Source organism: Ruegeria sp. YTSC106 (assembly GCF_059609765.1).
Map to the genome: position 1 here is coordinate 1 of NZ_JBXWMI010000017.1, position 19,060 is coordinate 19,060.

Below are 19,060 nucleotides of genomic sequence, written 5' to 3' on the forward strand. Positions count from 1 at the left end.
GTCTTGCCGTGGTCAACGTGGCCAATCGTGCCGATGTTGACGTGCGGCTTATTACGCTCAAACTTTTCCTTTGCCATTCCTCAGGCGCCCTTTTGCGATTTGGGGGACCCTTGGTCCCGTGGTTACATCTGCGCGCGCGAGATATTTGGTTCAAAGCGGAAAATCAAGCACATCCTGAGGGAAATGCGCCGATCACGTTGGATTTTGCGTGACCTCGACAGATTCCAGCGGCTGGATCAGGTCTGGCCGTTTGTCAAACCAGCCGTTTTCTTCATGCTCTTCAGCAAGCCATTCCTCGACACGGTCGGCAATTTTTAGAGCCAGACCGCTCATCTGTTCTTCTTTGGTGCGCTCATGCCCTGACCCTTTAAATGCACTTCCGCCGGTGGTGTCTTCCAGCACCTGGAATTGCTTCCCTTTGGCCAGAAACTCTTTCTTCTTCACGTCATAGACGTTGACCAGCACAATCGCAGTGCTTCTGGGATTGTAAATCACAGGTATTCCCGGCGGAGCCAGCATGTAGCCCTCCAGACTAATGCCGACGTCATATTCCTGCGAACCATCGTAACGCCCCAAACGAATATCAACAGCGTTCTGGATGGCTTTTGTCCATTCTTCAGGTGTGGCGTCCCGCGACACAGGTCCCTGAACGGCCTTGTCCGCAAAGGCATAGTTGACACGCAGTTTGAACTCGCCAAGGGATTCAGGTGGTTCATACACTTGTGTCTGTGTGCAGGCGGCCATCAGGGCCAGTCCGGTGATCAGCGTCAGAATGCGCAACATGTCTCGTCTCGATAGGCCTGTTTTTTGTTGATCTAGCGCACCGATACGGGTTGTGCCAAGCCGTATCGGCGGAAATTCACCTGCGCAGCAGCGCGATCACGAAAACTTATAGTCACGTGGGAAGCCATAGGGTGGTTTTTTCCCGACAGTGGCCCGTTTTGCCAGCCATTGCGTCATATCCGCCTCATGTCGGGTCTTTTCGCCGCCCATGGACCATTTCAGGCCCTCTTCCCAGTTGAAGGTCGTTACGTCCGACAAACCGCCATCCAGCTCGAGCGTTCCCTGCCGACCTCGCGCCATATTGTACTTTTGCAAACGCACACCTTTTCCGCGCGTCATCTCGGGCAATTCCTCGGTTGGGAAAACCAGGAACTTGCCGTTTTGGGATATGACAGCCACGTGGTCGCCATCGACCGGCTTGCAGATCATTGCCGTTTCGCCGCCTTTGACGTTCAGCACCTGCTTGCCATTGCGGGTCTGAGCAAGAACATCGTCCTCGGGAACCATGAATCCGTTGCCCGCGTCCGAAGCCACCAAAAGTTTGCGGCCGGGCTTGTGGATCAGAATGTCGATGATCTGCACCTCGTTCGGCAGATCGACCATGAGGCGCAGGGGCTCGCCCATGCCCCGCCCGCCGGGCAGGTTGGCAGCACTAACGGTGTAGAACCGCCCGTTCGAGGCAAACACCAGCAGCCGGTCCGTCGTTTCCGCGTGGAAGATGAACCTCGGACCGTCGCCATCCTTGAACTTAAGTTCGCGCTTCAGATCGATATGGCCCGTCATCGCGCGAATCCACCCCATCTGAGAACAGACCACGGTGATCGGTTCCTTGTCGATCATCGCTTCAAGCGGCACTTCTTCGACCTGCCCGGCCTCAGCGAACCGGGTCCGACGCGCTCCACCTTCGTAGTCTTTGCCGAAGGTCTTTTTGGTTTCTTTCAACTGCTCGGCGATCTTGGCCCATTGCAGTCCTTCGTCGGCCAGCAGGTCCTCAAGGTTGGCACGCTCCAGCATCAACTCGTCACGCTCGCGGACCAGCTCCATCTCTTCCAGACGACGCAAGCTGCGAAGGCGCATGTTCAGGATGGCGTCGACCTGAACCTCAGACAGTTCACCCTCACCCGGCTTGGGCGTAACATAATCTGACTCGTCGGTGGCGCGGACATGGGTAATGCCCCAATCCTCGCGCATCAGCGCTGCCTTGGGGTCGTCGTCGTAACGGATAATGTCGATCACTCGGTCGAGGTTCAGGAAAGCAACGATAAAGCCCTCCAGCACCTCCAGACGATGATCAATCTTCGCCATACGGTGGCGGGACCGACGCAGAAGCACCTCTTGCCGGTGATCGAGGAAGGCGCGCAGCACTTCCTTCATCGAGCAGACTTTCGGCGTCACCCCGTCGATCAGCACGTTCATGTTCAGGCTGAACCGCACCTCGAGGTCCGAATTGCGATAGAGCATACCCATCAACACCTCGGGGTCGACGTTCTTGGAACGCGGCTCGAGGATCAGGCGGATGTCATCGGCGGATTCATCCCGCACATCGGCGAGGATCGGGATTTTCTTAGTCTGGATCAGTTCCGCGATCTTTTCGATCAGCTTGGACTTCTGAACCTGATAGGGGATCTCAGTGACGACGATCTGCCACTGACCGCGGCCCAGATCTTCGACCTCAAACTTGCAGCGCAACCGGAACGACCCGCGCCCTGTGCGATAAGCCTGCGCGATATTCTCCGGTGGCTCGACGATTACCCCACCGGTCGGAAAGTCTGGACCCGGCACGTAATTCAGCAACGTATCATCGCGCGCGTCTGGCGTCTTGATCAGATGCAGACATGCATCACAAAGTTCCGAAATATTGTGCGGCGGGATATTTGTCGCCATTCCAACGGCGATGCCGCTTGCACCATTGGCCAGCAGGTTCGGAAACTGAGCGGGCAGCACCACCGGCTCGGTCAGTGTCCCATCGTAATTGTCGCGGAAGTCGACGGCATCTTCGTTCAGACCCTCAAGCAGCGCTTCGGCCACGATGGTCATCCGCGCCTCGGTGTATCGCGAGGCCGCCGGGTTGTCGCCGTCGATGTTGCCGAAGTTCCCCTGCCCGTCTACCAGCGGGTACCGGACGTTGAAGTCCTGCGCCAGACGCGCCATCGCGTCGTAAATGGCGGCGTCACCGTGCGGGTGATAATTGCCCATCACGTCGCCGGAAATCTTGGCGGACTTCCGAAAGCCTCCGGTTGCACTGAGTCGCAGTTCTCTCATCGCATAGAGGATTCGCCGATGTACTGGCTTCAATCCGTCCCGCGCATCCGGCAGGGCGCGGTGCATGATGGTGGACAGCGCATAGGTCAGGTAACGCTCGCCTATCGCGCGGCGCAGCGGCTCCGCCACCTCACCCCCGTTGTCGGGGGCCTCCATGTTGGGGTCGTCGATCGTATCGTTCATATATGATGTGATACGACGCAAGGACGTCTTGGTAAAGCAAGCAACGCGTATTTTACTGGGGACAAGTCGCGCTTTTTGCAACAGGGGGAGGCAAGTCAGTGTTTTCCCCGAATTTTCGACTCAAGCTCACTATTATGCTACCATTCCAACAATTGAATAATTGCTGCCTTTTTTGTTGTTACGATTGACCTGGGGGATGCGCCATGACGCGCCTTGTACTTGTTACTTTCGCCGCACTCGGCTGGACCTTTTACGTTATGAGCGGAGGTCCCGACTTTGAGCCGCGCGGGGTCCGCACAGCGGAACCGGAACGCGTTGCCACTGCGCCAAGACCTGCCAAACCAGCCGTCGAACCAGCACCTGCCGAAACTTTGGTCGTTCGTGCTGCAGTAGAACCGTCAGTATCGGCCCCCCCGGTCACTAAAACTGTCGCCGAGTTGGATGAAGCAGAAACAAAAGCGCTGTTGTCTCAGGTTGCGGCTGGCTTGAAGGCGAACCCCACGCTGTTCGCTGACGAAAACGTCACCCTGACCCTGGCATCACTGGAGCAAGGCTTGGCCTCCTTGGAACAGGTGACTACCGACGCCGAATTGCCAACGGTTGAACTGCCCGCCCCTGTTGAGGTCACCAAGGATATCCGCGAAATTTCAGGAACCCGTGTAAACCTGCGCGATGGGCCGGGGACGATCTATCCGATCATCGGCAAGGCCAGGATTGGCCAGCAGGTTGAGGTCTTTGGAGATTCAGGCAGCGGCTGGTTGCGCCTGCGCGTGTTACCCGGGCAACAGGTTGGGTGGATTTCGGCATCACTCGTCCGGAAAACAACGAACTGACATCGAAGCGTCATTGCCCTGCCGCAAACCCCGCCATAGCTATGGGCGGGGATCAGGTTCGGAAGGCACATGCAGAAATCGATTCTAATTACAGGATGCTCGTCAGGCATCGGTCTGGACGCGGCACACGGAATGCGTGCGCGCGGCTGGCGCGTTTTTGCATCCTGCCGCAAGCAACGCGACTGTGATCGCCTGCGTGCGCAGGGGTTCGAAAGCCCCAGAATCGACTACACCGATACAGACAGCATCACGTCGGGTTTGTCTTATGTTCTTGAGGCTACAGGCGGCTCGCTGGATGCCCTGTTCAACAATGGCGCACATGGCCTGCCCGGCGCGGTCGAGGATGTTCCAACAGATGGTCTGCGCCATATTTTTGAGACCAATGTCTTTGGCTGGCACGAGCTGACCCGACAGGTCATTCCCGTCATGCGGGAACAGGGTCATGGCCGGATTGTGCAATGTTCCTCGGTTCTGGGTCTTGTCGCCTTCCCGTGGCGCGGCGCGTATGTCGCCACGAAATACGCGATCGAAGGGCTGACCGACACGCTTAGGCTGGAGCTTCGGGATACCGACATCCACGTCGCCCTGATCGAGCCCGGCCCCATCACCTCAAAACTCCGGGAAAAGGCGATCCCCATGTTCGAGAAATACATCGACTGGGAAAACTCGGCCATTCGGGAAAAGTATGAGGACTCACTACTGAAGCGTCTTTACGAAAGCAGTGGGCCAGACCGGTTTGAATTGCCCGCCTCTGCCGTCACGGACAAGCTGGCCCACGCGATCGAGGCGCGACGACCGAAACCGCGTTATTACGTGACCACCCCGACATATGTCGCGGGGTTCCTGCGCCGGATCCTGCCCACAAAAGCAACTGATCGCATCCTTTCGGATATCTGAGACGATATTTCCCGTTCGCTTTTCGACGCTCTGACGCTAGATGGGTGATAATCGAAAAAACCGGACGGTGACTTCATATGGACCTTCTGATGGTCATTCTGCTTCTGGCTATGGCGGCGGTTGTCGTTGTTTTGGCCCTGGGCATCGCGAATTTCGGCAAAGGCGGCATGGAAGCGGCCAAGAAGAGCAACAAGATGATGCGCCTGCGCATTCTCTTTCAGTTCATCGCCGTGTTGTTGATCGTGCTTTTCGTGTATCTGCGCGGACAGGGAGTTCAATAAATGGTCGTACTCAACAAAATCTACACGCGCACTGGCGATGACGGAAAAACCGCTCTGGGCAATGGCGAGCGTGTAGCAAAATACTCGGGCCGCGTCGCAGCCTACGGCACAGTGGACGAACTGAACGCTTTTGTCGGCGTGGCACGGACTGAAGCCGAAGGCGATGTCGAGATCGCGCTGTCGCGCATTCAGAATGACCTGTTCGATCTGGGGGCCGACCTCTGCCGACCTGACATGGAGAAAGATGCCGAGGCCGATTACCCGCCTCTGCGCATCGTGTCCGCCCAGATCGACCGACTGGAAGCCGAGATCGACGTAATGAACGAGACGCTGGAACCTCTGCGCAGCTTCATCCTGCCCGGTGGCTCGCGTCTGGCTGCACATCTGCATGTGTGCCGCACCGTTTCGCGCCGGGCCGAACGGCTTGCGGTCGAACTGACGAATATGGAGCCCGTCAACGACGTGGCGGTCAAATACCTCAACCGTCTCAGCGACTGGTTCTTTGTTGCTGCCCGTTGCGCAAACGCAAACGGTAAAGACGACGTATTGTGGGTTCCGGGCGCGAACCGCTGATCGCGAAATGCAGCGGTCGCGGGTAATATTCTTTCGCCTCTCTGCAAAAAAATTGCAAAACGCGACGTCCCGACGCCATGACGTGACGATTTTGCTCTGTTGTGCCACTGCGGCAAGCGCTATCTAGTCGGGCGAGAGCATTGGTGGAGTCGCCTTCGCGGCTTACCGTTTTTTTGAGGAGAAAGCGCTACAATGAAGGTACTGGTGCCTGTCAAACGCGTGATTGACTACAATGTGAAGGTCCGCGTGAAAGCGGACGGTAGCGGTGTTGATCTCGCCAATGTCAAAATGTCGATGAACCCGTTCGACGAAATTGCAGTCGAAGAGGCGATCCGCCTGAAAGAAGCTGGCAAGGCTGACGAAGTCGTTGCTGTTTCGATCGGCGTGAAGCAGGCGCAGGAAACCCTGCGCACCGCGCTGGCCATGGGTGCGGACCGCGCAATCCTGGTTGTGGCGGCTGACGATGTACACACAGATATCGAGCCTCTGGCCGTTGCCAAGATCCTTGCCAAAGTGGTCGAGGAAGAGCAGCCGGGCATTGTTCTGGCGGGCAAGCAGGCGATCGACAATGATATGAACGCCACCGGCCAGATGCTGTCGGCCTTGCTGGGCTGGTCACAGGGCACTTTCGCGTCCGAGTTGGACATCGAAGGCGACACCGCCAAGATCACCCGCGAGGTGGATGGCGGTCTGCAGACCATCAGTGTCAAGATGCCTACCATCGTGACCGTTGACCTGCGCCTGAACGAGCCGCGCTATGCTTCGCTGCCGAACATCATGAAGGCGAAGAAAAAGCCGCTGGACGAGAAAACCGCCGCCGATTACGGCGTCGACGTCACTCCGCGTCTGGAAGTCGTCAAAACCGAAGAGCCGCCGGCACGTGCCGCTGGTATCATCGTTGGCTCGGTTGACGAGCTGGTCGAGAAACTCAAAGAAGTGGGGGCTGTGTAATGGCTGTACTTCTGCTTGCCGAAGTGAACAACGGCGAACTGGCGATGGATGCGACCGCAAAGGCCGTAACCGCCGCGAAAGTGCTGGGTGACGTTACCGTTCTGGCCGCAGGCGGGTCTGCCGCTGCTGCCGGTGAGGCCGCCGCCAAGATCGACGGTGTGTCCAAGGTTCTGGTCGCCGAAGATGCGTCGCTGGGCCACCGCCTTGCGGAATCCACCGCTGCGCTGATCGTAGGTCTGGCGGATGGCTACGAGCACATCGTGGCGCCAGCAACCACCGACGCCAAGAACGTGATGCCTCGCGTTGCTGCTTTGCTTGACGTGATGGTGATCTCGGATGCATCCGGCGTTGTTGATGGCTCGACCTTCGAGCGCCCGATCTACGCGGGCAACGCGATCCAGACCGTCAAGTCGAACGACGCCAAGAAAGTCGTAACGATCCGAACCGCCAGCTTTGACGCTGCCAGTGAAGGGGGATCGGCCGCGGTTGAGACCGTGTCGGTTGGCGACAACCCCGGCCTGTCCGAATGGGTTGAGGACAAGGTGGCCGAAAGCGACCGCCCTGAACTGACCTCGGCCAGCGTTGTTGTTTCGGGCGGACGCGGTGTCGGCTCGGAAGAAGACTTCAAACTGATCGAGGGGCTGGCTGACAAGCTGGGCGCTGCGGTTGGTGCGTCGCGTGCAGCGGTTGACTCGGGCTATGCTCCGAATGACTGGCAAGTGGGTCAGACCGGTAAGGTTGTTGCCCCTGATCTGTATGTCGCCGTCGGTATTTCGGGCGCAATTCAGCACCTGGCCGGCATGAAGGACTCCAAGGTCATCGTTGCGATCAACAAAGACGAAGAAGCCCCGATCTTCCAGGTCGCTGACTTTGGTCTTGTCGCCGACTTGTTCCAGGCCGTGCCGGAACTGACCGAGAAACTCGGCTAAAGCCAAGCGCAAACAGCAAAAACCAAACAAGGCTCGCCAACAGGCGGGCCTTTTTCAGTTCAGGTCCCTCAAGGCAACCAGCAGTTTTTCGGCAATCTCTCGATGCGCGGAGGGGCCGATCATGTGTTCCGCAATCGGCTGCTGCAGCGTCCCGTACAAAACATCTTCGAGAGCATCTGATCGAGCGGATACAGGTACCGAAACCTCTACAACATCAGCACATAGGGGTTGCAGTTGTTGGATCATTGCGGCGTCAGGCACAATAGGGTCAATATGCGATCCGGCTTGCCGCTGCACATGCAACCAGAGCAGAACAACACTGGGTTCGATCCGGCCGATTAATTCTCCTGTGGTTCGTATCCAGGCCTCTCGCAACTCCTGCACCACGACTTCGAATCGCGCGTCCTTTGGGGCGCTTAACCGCTCCAGCAAATGGCGCACGAAATGGATTTCAGTGAAGTCAACGTCGGGGTATAGCTCCAGCAAGTCTGAGGTGGGTTCAAGGAACCGATCATTGCGGCGCGGATGCACGCGGTAAAACCGATTTGATTGGCGCAGAAGATCCGGCACCTGCAACACGCACAGGCCTGACTGATTGACCAGTTTCAGTACCCCCGGATCAGTGGACAACGCTTCGACCCCGCAAAACAGGCTGCCGAAGTTCACGCACGGTTTTCCCAATCGCGTCTCCAGCACTGCCGGAAACGGGCAATCAACGAATCTGCCGAAAGTTTCCTCTCCTCCCAGGCAAGCCACAAATGGCTTGTCCAGCGCGCCGGGCGGACCCCGGAACCAAAGTTTCGAATCCGCATATTGACAGGCGGACTCCCCACCGCTGTTTGTCTGATGAAAGCTCATATCAAGCCCCCCGTTATCTCACCCGCTGCCATCTTGCGGCCACAGATATTGAGATTTTCCTAATGCGCGCATTTGAAGCAAAATTGACCGCCTCGATCCTCTTGCCGCCTGCCCCGGTCTGCCGATACTGTCGCGGTATCCTCCAGGGCAAAGGCAGCTGAACATGGAAGTTAAATCGGTCGGGGTGATTGGCGCGGGTCAGATGGGTAACGGCATCGCCCATGTTATGGCTTTGGCGGGCTACGACGTCTTGTTGAACGATGTCAGTCAGGATGCTGTGGACAGCGCCATTTCCACAATCGAAGGCAACTTGGCGCGGCAGGCGTCGCGGGGCAAGATTACGGACGACGCGATGCAGACTGCCCTTAAACGGATCACGACCACGCTGGAACTGCCGCGACTGGGTCAAACAGATCTGGTTATCGAGGCGGCAACCGAGCGGGAAGCTATCAAGCAGGCGATTTTCGATGACCTGCAACCGCACCTGCTGCCGCATACGATTCTGACGTCAAATACATCCTCGATTTCCATCACGCGCCTGGCAAGCCGCACGGATCGACCCGAACGGTTCATGGGTTTTCATTTCATGAACCCTGTTCCTGTTATGCAATTGGTGGAATTGATCCGCGGCATCGCCACGGATGAAGAAACCTTCAACGCGTGCAAAGCGGTGGTGGATCGGTTGGGCAAAACGGCGGCAAGCGCCGAAGATTTTCCGGCCTTCATCGTGAACCGGATCCTGATGCCTATGATCAACGAGGCGGTTTACACACTCTATGAAGGCGTGGGGAACGTTCAATCCATCGATCAGTCAATGAAACTTGGAGCGAATCATCCCATGGGCCCGCTGGAGTTGGCGGATTTCATCGGGCTGGACACTTGCCTGGCGATAATGAACGTGCTGCATGACGGGTTGGCCGACACCAAATATCGTCCTTGTCCTCTGCTGACGAAATATGTCGAGGCCGGGTGGCTGGGGCGTAAGACCGAGCGCGGCTTTTATGATTACCGAGGCGAAGTTCCGGTACCGACGCGTTGAGGGGGCCAGCCCCCTCGCCCGGACTTTGCCCGGGCTCACCCCCGGGATATTTTTAGCCAGATGAAGACGCGGATCAGGTTTGTTCCGACTTGCCCAGAGACATGGTGTGATTTCTGAGCCAGGCCATGAAACCGCGCGGATCGCGCTCCAGCAGCTCCAGATCGCGGTCCGAAATCGATTCGCCGATGACCGGCGACTGGGGTTTATTGCAGGATCGGACGATCTCATGCAGCAACAGTCCCTGCCGGAGAATTGCAGAGACGCGGTTGGCAATCTGGTACCAGCGCGAATTACTGCCCGGAAAGAAAATTGGCACCACGCGCGCGCCCGAACGGCGGATCATCTTGGCGGTGAACACGTTCCATTCCCGCTCGATCGCAGGCCCGAACCAATCATCCGAGGACATCACAACACCGGATGGGAACAGCGCCACAACGCCACCGTTTTTGAGATGTTCCATAGCTTTGCCGCGCATTTCCAACATCTTGGCCTGCGCCTCGGGATCATGTGGAAACGGAACCGGAATCATGAATGATGTGGCCGCTTCGTCCAGCCCTGTCAGAACCGAACGGGTCAGGATGCGGTAATCGCTGCGTACCTGGCCGATCAGCTCGGCGAGAATCATGCCATCGACCATCCCATGCGGGTGGTTGGCGACGACGACGACCGGGCCGGTTTTGGGAATGCGGTCAATCTGTTCCTGCGGTGTGGTCAGGTCGATTCCCATAGTCTTGAGGGCACCGCCCCAGAACCGCTGGCCGCGATAGTATTCGTTCTTTTTTTCGAACTTGTTGACCATACGCAAAATGGTCAGCTTGCCTGTGCACCACTCGATGGCCCGAATGGCCGTCGAAGTCCAGGCATCGTCAAATGAGTTTGCATAGGTCAGAGTTCTACGGTCGTAGATCTCACCCTGATCTGCGGCCCCATCCACCACCGGGCTTGTCTTGGTCTCGTGCGTTGTTTCCGCCAATTCCTGGTCTTCCCGTTCTTCATGTCCCGGCGGGGCGGCTTAAAACCCCTCTCCGAACTTGTCATTCACAAGCGTTTCCAGAGCTTCTGCCAATGCCTCAGCATCCGGCCCGGACGTCTCGACGTCAATAGTTGTTCCGCGCGATGCTGCCAACATCAAAAGGCCCATGATACTATCGCCTGATGCAGAAAGTCCGTCTTTTGACACCTCAGCATGCGCATCGAACCCCTCCACAACCTCAACCAGCTTTGCCGAGGCCCGTGCGTGCAGGCCCTTTTCATTGATTATTTTCAGGCTTCGGTTAGTCATATTCAATAATCCGCTTTTAATCCAATGTCACATTCTGCGCATTGATGTACTTCCGTCCAGCCTCCATTGCCTGGCGGACGGCATCACCAATGGGCAAGTGGCGACTTTTGGCCAATTTGATCAGCATCGGCAGGTTTGCCCCATACAGAATACGCCGGTCCTGAGGAGCGCAGGCACGCAGACTGAGATTCGAGGGGCTGCCTCCAAAGAGGTCGGTGACGACAACAACACCATCGCCGGTGTCCACTTCGTCCGCGGCACGGCAGATTTCGGCCTGTTTTTCGTCCCGGTCGTGGTCAGCCTCAATCGCGACCGCCACGAGGCTGGCCTGCGGTCCGACCACATGTTGAGTGGCGGCCAGGTATTCCTGAGCCAACCCCCCATGTGCAACGATCACAATTCCGATCAATCTGACCTCACATTCAACGACCGACGTTCCATCTCGCGATGTCTAATTGCCACCTGCTGACCGTCTTCCGCAAGGGCCTTTGCAACGGCTTCTGCCAGGGCAACCGATCTGTGTTGGCCACCGGTACACCCGAATGCCACGGAAAGATGCGCTTTTCCCTCGGCCCGAAAGGCAGGCAACAGCAGGGTCAGCAAGCCCAGCACACCTTCAAAAAACGGTAAATAGTTTGCGTCTGACTGCACATAGTGCGCAACGTCAGGGTGTCGACCATCCGCTGCCCTGAATTCCGGGCGCCAATAGGGATTTGCGAGAAACCTACAATCGAACACCATGTCCAATCCGCGCGGAAGTCCACGTTTATAGGAAAAGGATTCGATGGAAACCGCCAGATGCCGCCCGCCTTGTGGTGCGAACCAATTCTCGACCTCTTCCCGCAGCTGATGCACGTTCAGAAGGCTGGTGTCGATCAGCGTGTCCGCGATCTCACGTATCGGTGTCAGCAGCTCTTTTTCGCGCTCAACACCGGTTTCCGGGCTGGCATTCTTGGCGACGGGATGCCGCCTTCGGGTTTCTGAAAATCGGCGCACCAGAACATCATCGCTGCAATCCAGATACAGAACCGTCAGATCGACCTGCGCCAACCGACCCAGTGTTTCGGCCAGTTCTATGAAGCCGATCGTTGAGAAATCGCGATTGCGTGCATCTATACCCAGCGCCATCGGACGGTCGCTGTCCGCGCTGTCAAGCAAGCGCAGCAAAAGTCCCATCGGCAGGTTGTCGATGGCCTCAAAGCCCAGATCTTCCAACACATGAATGGCAGTGGATCTTCCTGCCCCGGAGGGACCCGTGACAAGTACGATTCGCCTTTGCGATGTCATTTGTTCGGCCATTCGGGGTTTACACGCCCATTTCCCAGGAGTTGCATCAACGCTGCAGCCAAGTTGGGCACCCCCGCGCCCCGAAGCAAGGGAACAGTTTGCCTCAGCACGGAAATCATCAAAGGATCGGGTAGACGCTGAGGCTCATGCTGGTCCAGATCCACGACGTAATCCAACGGAACCGGGCCTGTGGGATCGGCTGCGAGCAGGCCAAACTGACGCGCCTCGATCAAACCGCGTATCTGTGGCACGTCGGATGCAAACACCCGATGATGCTGCATCTCCAAATTGACGCGGTCATCCGCAACCAAATCCGCACCATACGCCATCATTTGTAACGCCAGACCGGACTTCCCTGTACCGGACAAACCGATGATCAAAAGCCCGCGTCCGGCAAGCGAAACGCAGGAGGCATGTACACAGGCCCTGTCCTGACCTTTGGCGTGTGACAGTGTATCAACGTGCATGGATTTAAACGGGCAGCCCTACAACAAAGCGGGCACCCAGCGGATCCGACGTGATGCCGGCCTCGGTCGGGCGGATGTTTTCCGCCCAGATCACGCCGCCGTGGGCTTCGACAATCTGCTTCGAGATCGCCAGCCCCAGGCCCGAGTTATTGCCAAAATGTTCCGCCGGACGCTGCGAGTAGAATCGCTTGAACACTTTGGTGAGCGCCTGTTCGGGAATTCCTGGGCCGGTGTCTTCGACAACGACCAACACACGGTTGTCTCGCTGTCTGACCCAGACGCGAATGGCGTCATTTTCCTCGCAGAAGGAAATCGCGTTGGTGATCAGGTTGACAAAGACCTGCGCAAGTCGCGCTTCCAGCCCGTTGATCACAATTGGTTCGGAGGGCAGATCCGTAATGTAGTCGATGCCCTTGGATCGGGCATCTTCGCCCAGATACTGGCCGAGATTGCCCAGCAGCTTGAGCAGGTCAAAGGGTTGCTCTTCTTCCTTGACGAGTTCCGCATCCAGACGCGACGCATTCGATATGTCACTGACCAGCCGGTCCAGCCGCCGAACATCATGTTCGATCACATTCAGCAGTTTGTCGCGCTGATCCTCGCGTTTGATCATCCGCAGTGTGCCCACGGCGGATTGCAGGCTGGCCAGCGGGTTTTTGATTTCATGGGCGACATCAGCAGCAAACTGTTCGTTTGCGTCGATCCGGTTGTACAGCGCGGTTACCATACCACGCAAAGCGCGGCTGAGACGCCCTATTTCATCTGGACGACCACTGAGGTCCGGAATACGGATGCGCCCGGGGTTGACGCCCGTACCGCGGTCCTTGCCCATTTCGGCGGCCGATGCCAGGTCAGCCAGCGGATTGGCAATGGTCGAGGCCAGTACAAGACTGAGGCCCACAGAAACCAACAGCGCCACCACGAACATCTGAAGAATGCGCTCCTGCTCACGGCGGGCAAGCGCATCGATTTCACCCGCAGGACCAGTAATGGCAACCGCTCCGGCGGGAACATCCGCATAAAGGATCGGTGCGGCAGCCACGATAACCGTCTCACCCGCGCTGTCCTGTACCGCCTGCACCTGGCTGTGACCGGCAATCGCTTGCGGAATAATGGTCTGAACACGCTGCGCCAACGTCGGTGCCTCGGTTTCAGTTGACCAATTGAGCAGATTCGACAAACCCATCCAGACAGCATTCAGCGTGTCGCTGATCACCGTGCTGCCGGTCTGAATCTCGGCCTCGGATTGCAGAAGAACCGGCATATCTGAGGCTTGCGGGGCACCACGTGTCCAGCCGATTAACGTGCCGCTGGCGTCATATACAAAAACCTCGCCCCCTTCGGGCAGGGTGAGGCCAGACAAGGTATCCTTGACGTCCAGGTTCCCGGCATTCTGCCCGGATTGCTGTGCGCCCTGACGCAGCTGGGTTTCAAACACGTTGCTGACTAGCAGCGCATCGCCCAGCAGATTGCGGGCTGTCTGCTGAACCTTCTCTTTTCGTGAGTCGTCCAGATACAGCAACCCAGTGACCAGAATCACCAGAGCGATCAGGTTGAAAGTGATGATTTTGCGCGCCAGAGGTGAACCACGCAGAGAAAACAGGTTCCTCCGGGATCGCTTTTCCCTAAGCTCCGCTGACTCGGGGTCTTGGGGAATGACCCAGTCATCCCCTAGAACGACGTCACCGTCGCGCATTTCGCTGGCTTGTTCGGTGTCGCGCACGAGACCCCATTACCTCTTGCAGGCGGCCGCGCCTATTCTTCGTTGTACCGGTAACCGATACCATACAAGGTTTCGATCGCCGAGAACTCGGAATCAGCCGCGCGCATTTTTTTCCGCAGGCGCTTGATGTGGCTGTCGATCGTGCGGTCATCCACATAGACCTGATCGTCATAGGCGACATCCATCAACTGGTCGCGGCTTTTGACAAAACCCGGACGTTGGGCCAACGCCTGAAGCAGCAGGAATTCAGTCACGGTCAGGGACACATCATTCCCTTTCCAGCTGACCGCATGGCGCAACGGATCCATTCTCAGGTCGCCGCGTTCCATGACTTTAGTATCATTGCTGTTGGTTGCTACCGCGTCGCCGCTTGTTGCCTCTTGGCGGCGCAGCAAAGCCCGAATGCGTTCGACCAGCAAACGCTGCGAAAAAGGCTTCTTTACATAGTCATCCGCGCCCATGCGCAGGCCCAGAACCTCGTCGATCTCATCGTCCTTCGAGGTCAGAAAGATCACCGGCATCTGCGTCTTCTGACGCAGCCGTTGCAGCAGATCCATGCCGTCCATTCGCGGCATCTTAATATCCAGAACAGCCATGTCCGGCAGTTTCTTGTTGAACGCATCCAACGCGGCCTGGCCATCATTATAAGTTTCAACCTCGAAACCTTCGGCTTCGAGAGTCATGGATACAGACGTCAGTATGTTTCTGTCGTCATCCACAAGTGCAATCTTTGACATCGGGCTCACCCCTATTCCTGCTCACTCGCGCAATAATTCGCTTATTTGTAAGGCATTGTTGGCGGTTTTAAGACGCCGAATCAATCCGTAACTGCGAATCATGCCTTTGTTGCGGCAGGTCTGCGGCAAATTTGCCTTGATGCCCGCAAAAATCTGCCCGCTTTTCCGACATTGAATTTCTGATGGCGCTAAACTCGGGCTTGGTTGCGCTAACTGCGTCAAACCCGCCTGTTCATGCCCTGAATGACCGTGATAAGACGCGCTCAGCCGCCGGTTTTCCCGGCTCACTGCCCCAAAGGCGCAACGGCCAACGACCTTCGCGCCGCCACAGGAGAAGACACACATGACATCTGGACGGGTTAACCCGCAATTCCGCCTCGAAGATCAGGGCATCGAGGGTCTGGGCAATGTCTATTATAACTTCATGGAACCGGCGCTGATCGAAGAGGCGCTGAAGCGCGGCGAAGGCACACTTGGCAATGGTGGTGCGTTTCTGGTTACCACAGGTAAATTCACAGGCCGGTCGCCCAAGGACAAACACGTTGTCAAGACCGCCAGCGTTGCCGACACCATCTGGTGGGAAAACAACGCCGAAATGAGTCCCGAGGGCTTTGACGCACTGTACAATGATATGCTGGCCCATATGAAAGGCCGTGACTATTTTGTGCAGGATTTGGTTGGTGGTGCTGATCCGGCTTACGCGATCAATGTTCGTATGGTCACTGAACTGGCGTGGCATAACTTGTTCATCCGACACCTGCTGCGTCGCCCGGACCGCGAGGATCTGGATGAGTTCACTGCCGATTTCACGGTCATCAACTGCCCCAGCTTTCAGGCCGACCCGGCAAAGCACGGCTGCCGCAGCGAGACCGTGATTGCAATGAATTTCGACCGCAAGCTGATCCTGATCGGCGGCACCGAATATGCCGGTGAAAACAAGAAATCGGTTTTCACCCTGCTGAACTACATGCTGCCCGAAAAAGGTGTGATGCCGATGCACTGCTCGGCCAACCATGCCGTTGGCAACCCGGTCGACACCGCCGTGTTCTTCGGCCTGTCCGGCACCGGCAAGACAACCCTGTCCGCCGATCCTTCGCGCATACTGATCGGGGATGACGAGCACGGCTGGTCGGATCGCGGCACCTTCAACTTCGAAGGCGGATGCTATGCCAAGACCATCAACCTGAATGCAGAGGCAGAGCCGGAAATCTACGCGACCACCTCGAAATTCGGTACGGTGATCGAAAACATGGTCTTCGACCCCGAAACCAAGGAACTGGATTTCGACGACGACTCACTGACTGCGAACATGCGCTGCGCCTATCCGCTCGAATATATCTCGAACGCGTCCAAAAGCGCACTGGGTGGTCACCCAAAGAACATCATCATGCTGACCTGCGATGCATTTGGCGTTCTGCCCCCGATCGCGCGGCTGACGCCAGCACAGGCAATGTATCACTTCCTGTCGGGTTTCACGTCAAAAGTGGCCGGTACAGAACGTGGCATCACCGAGCCGCAGCCGACTTTCTCGACCTGCTTTGGCGCACCGTTCATGCCACGTCGCCCAGAGGAATACGGCAACCTGTTGCGGGACAAGATCGCTCAACACGGCGCGACCTGCTGGCTGGTCAACACCGGCTGGACCGGAGGCGCCTATGGAGTAGGCAGCCGGATGCCGATCCACGCAACCCGCGCTTTGTTGACCGCCGCTCTGGAAGGCTCGCTGCGCGACGCCGAGTTCCGCAAGGATGCCAATTTCGGCTTTGACGTTCCGGTCTCTGTCCCGGGCGTCGCCGAAGTTCTGCTTGACCCGCGCCGCACTTGGGACGATCAGGCAGCGTTCGACAAACAGGCCGAGAAACTGGTTCAGATGTTTGCCGAGAACTTCGAGCAGTATCTGCCCTTCATTGACGACGACATCAAAGCCGTCGCAATCGGATAAATTGGGAAAGGGGCTGAAGAACCCCTTTTGCCTTACGCCTGCCGTGCTTCTCCCTTAGGTTGTTTGTGGTAATAAGCACATACAATTGCGTTGTTTCAAAATGCAATTTACGCTAGCTCTGATAGTCGCTGTGACGAAAAAACCCGGCACTTTTGCGCCGGGCACTGGCTGAAAATAAATTGGGGGTCACTCATGTGCGCACACTCACAACGCGGGATTGAGCAACCTAATCAGCCATCTAGTCTAAGTAAATGGGGATGAGTGTCAATACGAGACTTTCTGAAATGCGCGTCATTCAGAATGACTCAAATGGTCGCAATTAGGCGACAAACGGCACAGAAAACTGTAGGTAACATTATGACTGAGATCTCGAAACTCACCGAACTGCGCAAATTGATGCAAAGCATGGAGCGCACATTAGGCCTGGAAAATCTATCTCCGGTTGAGCGCGACATTTACTATGCCGCCGAAGAGCTTTCCAAGCCCGATCGGGAAGTACGCACGTTCGGTTTGATTGAGCACACGTTGGTTCAGAGCGTTTCGCGACCGACTTTCTTCCGCGCGCTGAAATCTCTGGTCGAAAAAGGCTATCTTTCTCAAAGCGGCAGCGCCAACCGAGGACGGTACATCGTTCATGCGCCCAGATGAAGCGATCCACGAGCGCAAGGAGCCGTGATCACTTTGCGCGCGTGGGCTACTGAAACGCTTCTGGCCTCTCTGGCCTATGTGCTGGCGTCGATCCTTACCTTCGCCGTTCTTATGCCGTTGCAGAACGTGTTTTTCCCGGAATATCCAAGCCGGGCGAGCCTGTTGTTTCTGCCGCATGGTGTACGGGTTCTGACGGCGTGGCTGTTGGGGTGGCGCGCCATTTTCGCATTGTTGCCTGGCGTGTTCATCGTTTTCGCCTATTTGGGTGGAACGGACGTATTCCTGCCCAGCCGCCTGATGGCCATCGCGATTGCAGTTCTGACTGTCCCGGCGGTTTTTTATCTTCTCAAAGCAATCGGATGGAACCTGTTTCCCCGCCCAGACCGCAAACCCTGCTGGATATGTGTGATGGGCGTCGGCGTCATCACGTCCTTCCTTGTCTCCGGGTTGACCAATTTGGCTTTTGGCAGTGCGACGGTCGAATACATCGCTTTCCTGATCGGCGATATATCGGGCTTGTTCTTCCTGATGCTGGGTCTGTATTTTGCCTTCAGGTTTGCCGACAAGCGACGGGTTTAAGGTGTCACCCCATCAGGCCCCGCCGCAGTAAATTCAAGCCGGCCACCAGCAAGACAAACAGTGTGACCTTGCGGAAACTGGCCTGATCAAAATGGTCCTGCAGCTTGATGCCCACCCACATCCCCGCCAAAGCAGGAAGAACCAAGGTCGCGGAAAATGGGATCGTCTCCGCGCGAACAATACCGGACATCTGATGGGCAATTAGCAAAAGCACCGCGCCCAGCCCATAAATGACACCTTGTATTCGAATCTGTTCCTTCTTGGGTGTATTCAAAGCCGTAAGATAGGCAACCGTCGGCGGACCCCATATTCCCGACATGCCGCCGACGAAACCCGCAATGCCTCCGATCACGGCCTCAATACCCTGTGACGGGCGGCTCAGAGTCAAACGGGCGCCCAGTAATTGAAACAGAACGAACACAGATACGAATGCACCGATGAGGATCAGAAAAACAGAATTCGGAACCAGTGCGACAAGCTGCGCACTCAGCACCAGTAAGAGGCCGCCAACAACAAGAAATACCCGGAACCGAAGGATTGCAGAATAGGCTGCGCTGGCCCCACCCCGAAGTGCCTGAAGCCCATTGGTTACAAGTGTCGGCAAAATCAGACCCGCCAACGTCAGATCCGGCGGCAAAAAGGAATTAAGTCCTGACACAAACACCATGGGCATGGCAAAGCCAACTATACCCTTGATCCACCCTGCGGCAAAAGCGACGGCCATGGCCAACAGCAGTTCCTGCGGCGAGAGAATGGAAAACAGGTTCATTCCCCCTAGATATCATCTGGATATTCTTCTGCATTGC

Annotated in this window: 23 protein-coding genes; 11 read left to right on the top strand and 12 right to left on the bottom strand. The window is 56.9% G+C overall.

The features are described 5' to 3' along the window. On the top strand, positions 1–212 hold a 212-nt coding region (locus AC2FEB_RS19020), incomplete at its 5' end, for a hypothetical protein (RefSeq protein WP_496675854.1). On the opposite strand, the gene AC2FEB_RS19025 is transcribed toward AC2FEB_RS19020, so the two are convergent. Together AC2FEB_RS19025 and parC are read right to left on the bottom strand one after the other, a co-directional pair. After that, positions 193–783 carry a hypothetical protein gene (locus tag AC2FEB_RS19025; protein ID WP_170344863.1) on the bottom strand — a complete coding sequence of 197 codons (591 nt, stop codon included), beginning with the start codon at positions 781–783 and terminating at the stop codon, positions 193–195. The two genes, AC2FEB_RS19020 and AC2FEB_RS19025, sit on opposite strands and share 20 nt — an antisense overlap. 96 nt (positions 784–879) lie before the next feature. Further along, entirely contained in the window at positions 880–3,228 is a 2,349-nt protein-coding gene (gene parC, locus AC2FEB_RS19030; protein ID WP_496675857.1) for a DNA topoisomerase IV subunit A, read from the bottom strand. A gap of 203 nt (positions 3,229–3,431) precedes the next feature. Here parC and AC2FEB_RS19035 point away from each other — a divergent pair, with 203 nt between their 5' ends. The 6 genes from AC2FEB_RS19035 (at position 3,432) to AC2FEB_RS19060 (ending at position 7,692) form a co-directional block, all read left to right on the top strand. After that, on the top strand, positions 3,432–4,061 hold the full coding sequence (locus tag AC2FEB_RS19035; RefSeq protein ID WP_496675859.1) for an SH3 domain-containing protein: 630 nt from the start codon (positions 3,432–3,434) through the stop codon (positions 4,059–4,061). A gap of 69 nt (positions 4,062–4,130) precedes the next feature. Then, a complete protein-coding gene (locus tag AC2FEB_RS19040; RefSeq protein ID WP_496675861.1) occupies positions 4,131–4,958 on the top strand; it encodes an SDR family NAD(P)-dependent oxidoreductase in 828 nt (275 codons plus the stop codon). A 77-nt stretch (positions 4,959–5,035) separates the two neighbouring features. Continuing rightward, entirely contained in the window at positions 5,036–5,239 is a 204-nt protein-coding gene (locus AC2FEB_RS19045) for a twin transmembrane helix small protein (protein WP_117869843.1), read from the top strand. Continuing rightward, complete coding sequence (locus AC2FEB_RS19050; RefSeq protein ID WP_117869844.1) at positions 5,240–5,812, top strand: cob(I)yrinic acid a,c-diamide adenosyltransferase; 573 nt, start codon at positions 5,240–5,242, stop codon at positions 5,810–5,812. A gap of 192 nt (positions 5,813–6,004) precedes the next feature. Next, on the top strand, positions 6,005–6,763 hold the full coding sequence (locus AC2FEB_RS19055; RefSeq protein WP_117869845.1) for an electron transfer flavoprotein subunit beta/FixA family protein: 759 nt from the start codon (positions 6,005–6,007) through the stop codon (positions 6,761–6,763). After that, on the top strand, positions 6,763–7,692 hold the full coding sequence (locus AC2FEB_RS19060) for an electron transfer flavoprotein subunit alpha/FixB family protein (protein ID WP_117869846.1): 930 nt from the start codon (positions 6,763–6,765) through the stop codon (positions 7,690–7,692). Before AC2FEB_RS19055 ends, AC2FEB_RS19060 begins: the two co-directional genes overlap by 1 nt. A gap of 54 nt (positions 7,693–7,746) precedes the next feature. On the opposite strand, the gene AC2FEB_RS19065 is transcribed toward AC2FEB_RS19060, so the two are convergent. Continuing rightward, positions 7,747–8,550 carry a DUF6473 family protein gene (locus tag AC2FEB_RS19065; RefSeq protein ID WP_254683707.1) on the bottom strand — a complete coding sequence of 268 codons (804 nt, stop codon included), beginning with the start codon at positions 8,548–8,550 and terminating at the stop codon, positions 7,747–7,749. 163 nt (positions 8,551–8,713) lie between these two features. Between AC2FEB_RS19065 and AC2FEB_RS19070 the strand changes: the two genes are divergently transcribed. Continuing rightward, positions 8,714–9,589, top strand: coding sequence for a 3-hydroxybutyryl-CoA dehydrogenase (locus tag AC2FEB_RS19070; protein WP_496675866.1), 876 nt, complete (start codon positions 8,714–8,716; stop codon positions 9,587–9,589). Between the two features lie 73 nt (positions 9,590–9,662). Here the strand turns inward: AC2FEB_RS19070 and AC2FEB_RS19075 are convergent, their stop codons facing one another. The 8 genes from AC2FEB_RS19075 to AC2FEB_RS19110 are packed head-to-tail and all read right to left on the bottom strand — an operon-like array spanning position 9,663 to position 15,373. After that, on the bottom strand, positions 9,663–10,562 hold the full coding sequence (locus AC2FEB_RS19075; RefSeq protein WP_496675868.1) for a lysophospholipid acyltransferase family protein: 900 nt from the start codon (positions 10,560–10,562) through the stop codon (positions 9,663–9,665). 39 nt (positions 10,563–10,601) lie between these two features. Beyond that, the gene (locus AC2FEB_RS19080; protein WP_117869849.1) at positions 10,602–10,871 is read right to left on the bottom strand and encodes an HPr family phosphocarrier protein; all 270 of its coding nucleotides are present in this window, start codon (positions 10,869–10,871) and stop codon (positions 10,602–10,604) included. 16 nt (positions 10,872–10,887) lie between these two features. Continuing rightward, positions 10,888–11,280: a PTS sugar transporter subunit IIA gene (locus AC2FEB_RS19085; RefSeq protein ID WP_152457103.1), complete on the bottom strand. Its 393-nt coding sequence runs from the start codon at positions 11,278–11,280 to the stop codon at positions 10,888–10,890. Continuing rightward, on the bottom strand, positions 11,277–12,158 hold the full coding sequence (gene rapZ, locus AC2FEB_RS19090) for an RNase adapter RapZ (protein WP_254683708.1): 882 nt from the start codon (positions 12,156–12,158) through the stop codon (positions 11,277–11,279). The genes AC2FEB_RS19085 and rapZ overlap by 4 nt, the downstream gene beginning before the upstream one ends. After that, a complete protein-coding gene (locus tag AC2FEB_RS19095) occupies positions 12,155–12,625 on the bottom strand; it encodes an HPr kinase/phosphorylase (RefSeq protein WP_496675871.1) in 471 nt (156 codons plus the stop codon). Before AC2FEB_RS19095 ends, rapZ begins: the two co-directional genes overlap by 4 nt. Positions 12,626–12,629: 4 nt before the next feature. Beyond that, positions 12,630–14,321 carry an ATP-binding protein gene (locus AC2FEB_RS19100; protein ID WP_496675991.1) on the bottom strand — a complete coding sequence of 564 codons (1,692 nt, stop codon included), beginning with the start codon at positions 14,319–14,321 and terminating at the stop codon, positions 12,630–12,632. 59 nt (positions 14,322–14,380) lie between these two features. Then, a complete protein-coding gene (locus AC2FEB_RS19105) occupies positions 14,381–15,085 on the bottom strand; it encodes a response regulator transcription factor (protein ID WP_117869853.1) in 705 nt (234 codons plus the stop codon). Between the two features lie 21 nt (positions 15,086–15,106). Next, positions 15,107–15,373: a hypothetical protein gene (locus tag AC2FEB_RS19110; protein ID WP_162896809.1), complete on the bottom strand. Its 267-nt coding sequence runs from the start codon at positions 15,371–15,373 to the stop codon at positions 15,107–15,109. A 55-nt stretch (positions 15,374–15,428) separates the two neighbouring features. Between AC2FEB_RS19110 and AC2FEB_RS19115 the strand changes: the two genes are divergently transcribed. The 3 genes from AC2FEB_RS19115 (at position 15,429) to AC2FEB_RS19125 (ending at position 18,254) form a co-directional block, all read left to right on the top strand. Continuing rightward, complete coding sequence (locus AC2FEB_RS19115; RefSeq protein ID WP_117869854.1) at positions 15,429–17,027, top strand: phosphoenolpyruvate carboxykinase; 1,599 nt, start codon at positions 15,429–15,431, stop codon at positions 17,025–17,027. A 357-nt stretch (positions 17,028–17,384) separates the two neighbouring features. Then, positions 17,385–17,675, top strand: coding sequence for a hypothetical protein (locus tag AC2FEB_RS19120; RefSeq protein WP_117869855.1), 291 nt, complete (start codon positions 17,385–17,387; stop codon positions 17,673–17,675). Positions 17,676–17,699: 24 nt separating this feature from the next. Next, the gene (locus tag AC2FEB_RS19125; protein ID WP_496675877.1) at positions 17,700–18,254 is read left to right on the top strand and encodes a hypothetical protein; all 555 of its coding nucleotides are present in this window, start codon (positions 17,700–17,702) and stop codon (positions 18,252–18,254) included. A 4-nt stretch (positions 18,255–18,258) separates the two neighbouring features. On the opposite strand, the gene AC2FEB_RS19130 is transcribed toward AC2FEB_RS19125, so the two are convergent. Further along, on the bottom strand, positions 18,259–19,023 hold the full coding sequence (locus AC2FEB_RS19130) for a sulfite exporter TauE/SafE family protein (protein ID WP_117869856.1): 765 nt from the start codon (positions 19,021–19,023) through the stop codon (positions 18,259–18,261). Positions 19,024–19,060 lie beyond the last annotated feature (37 nt).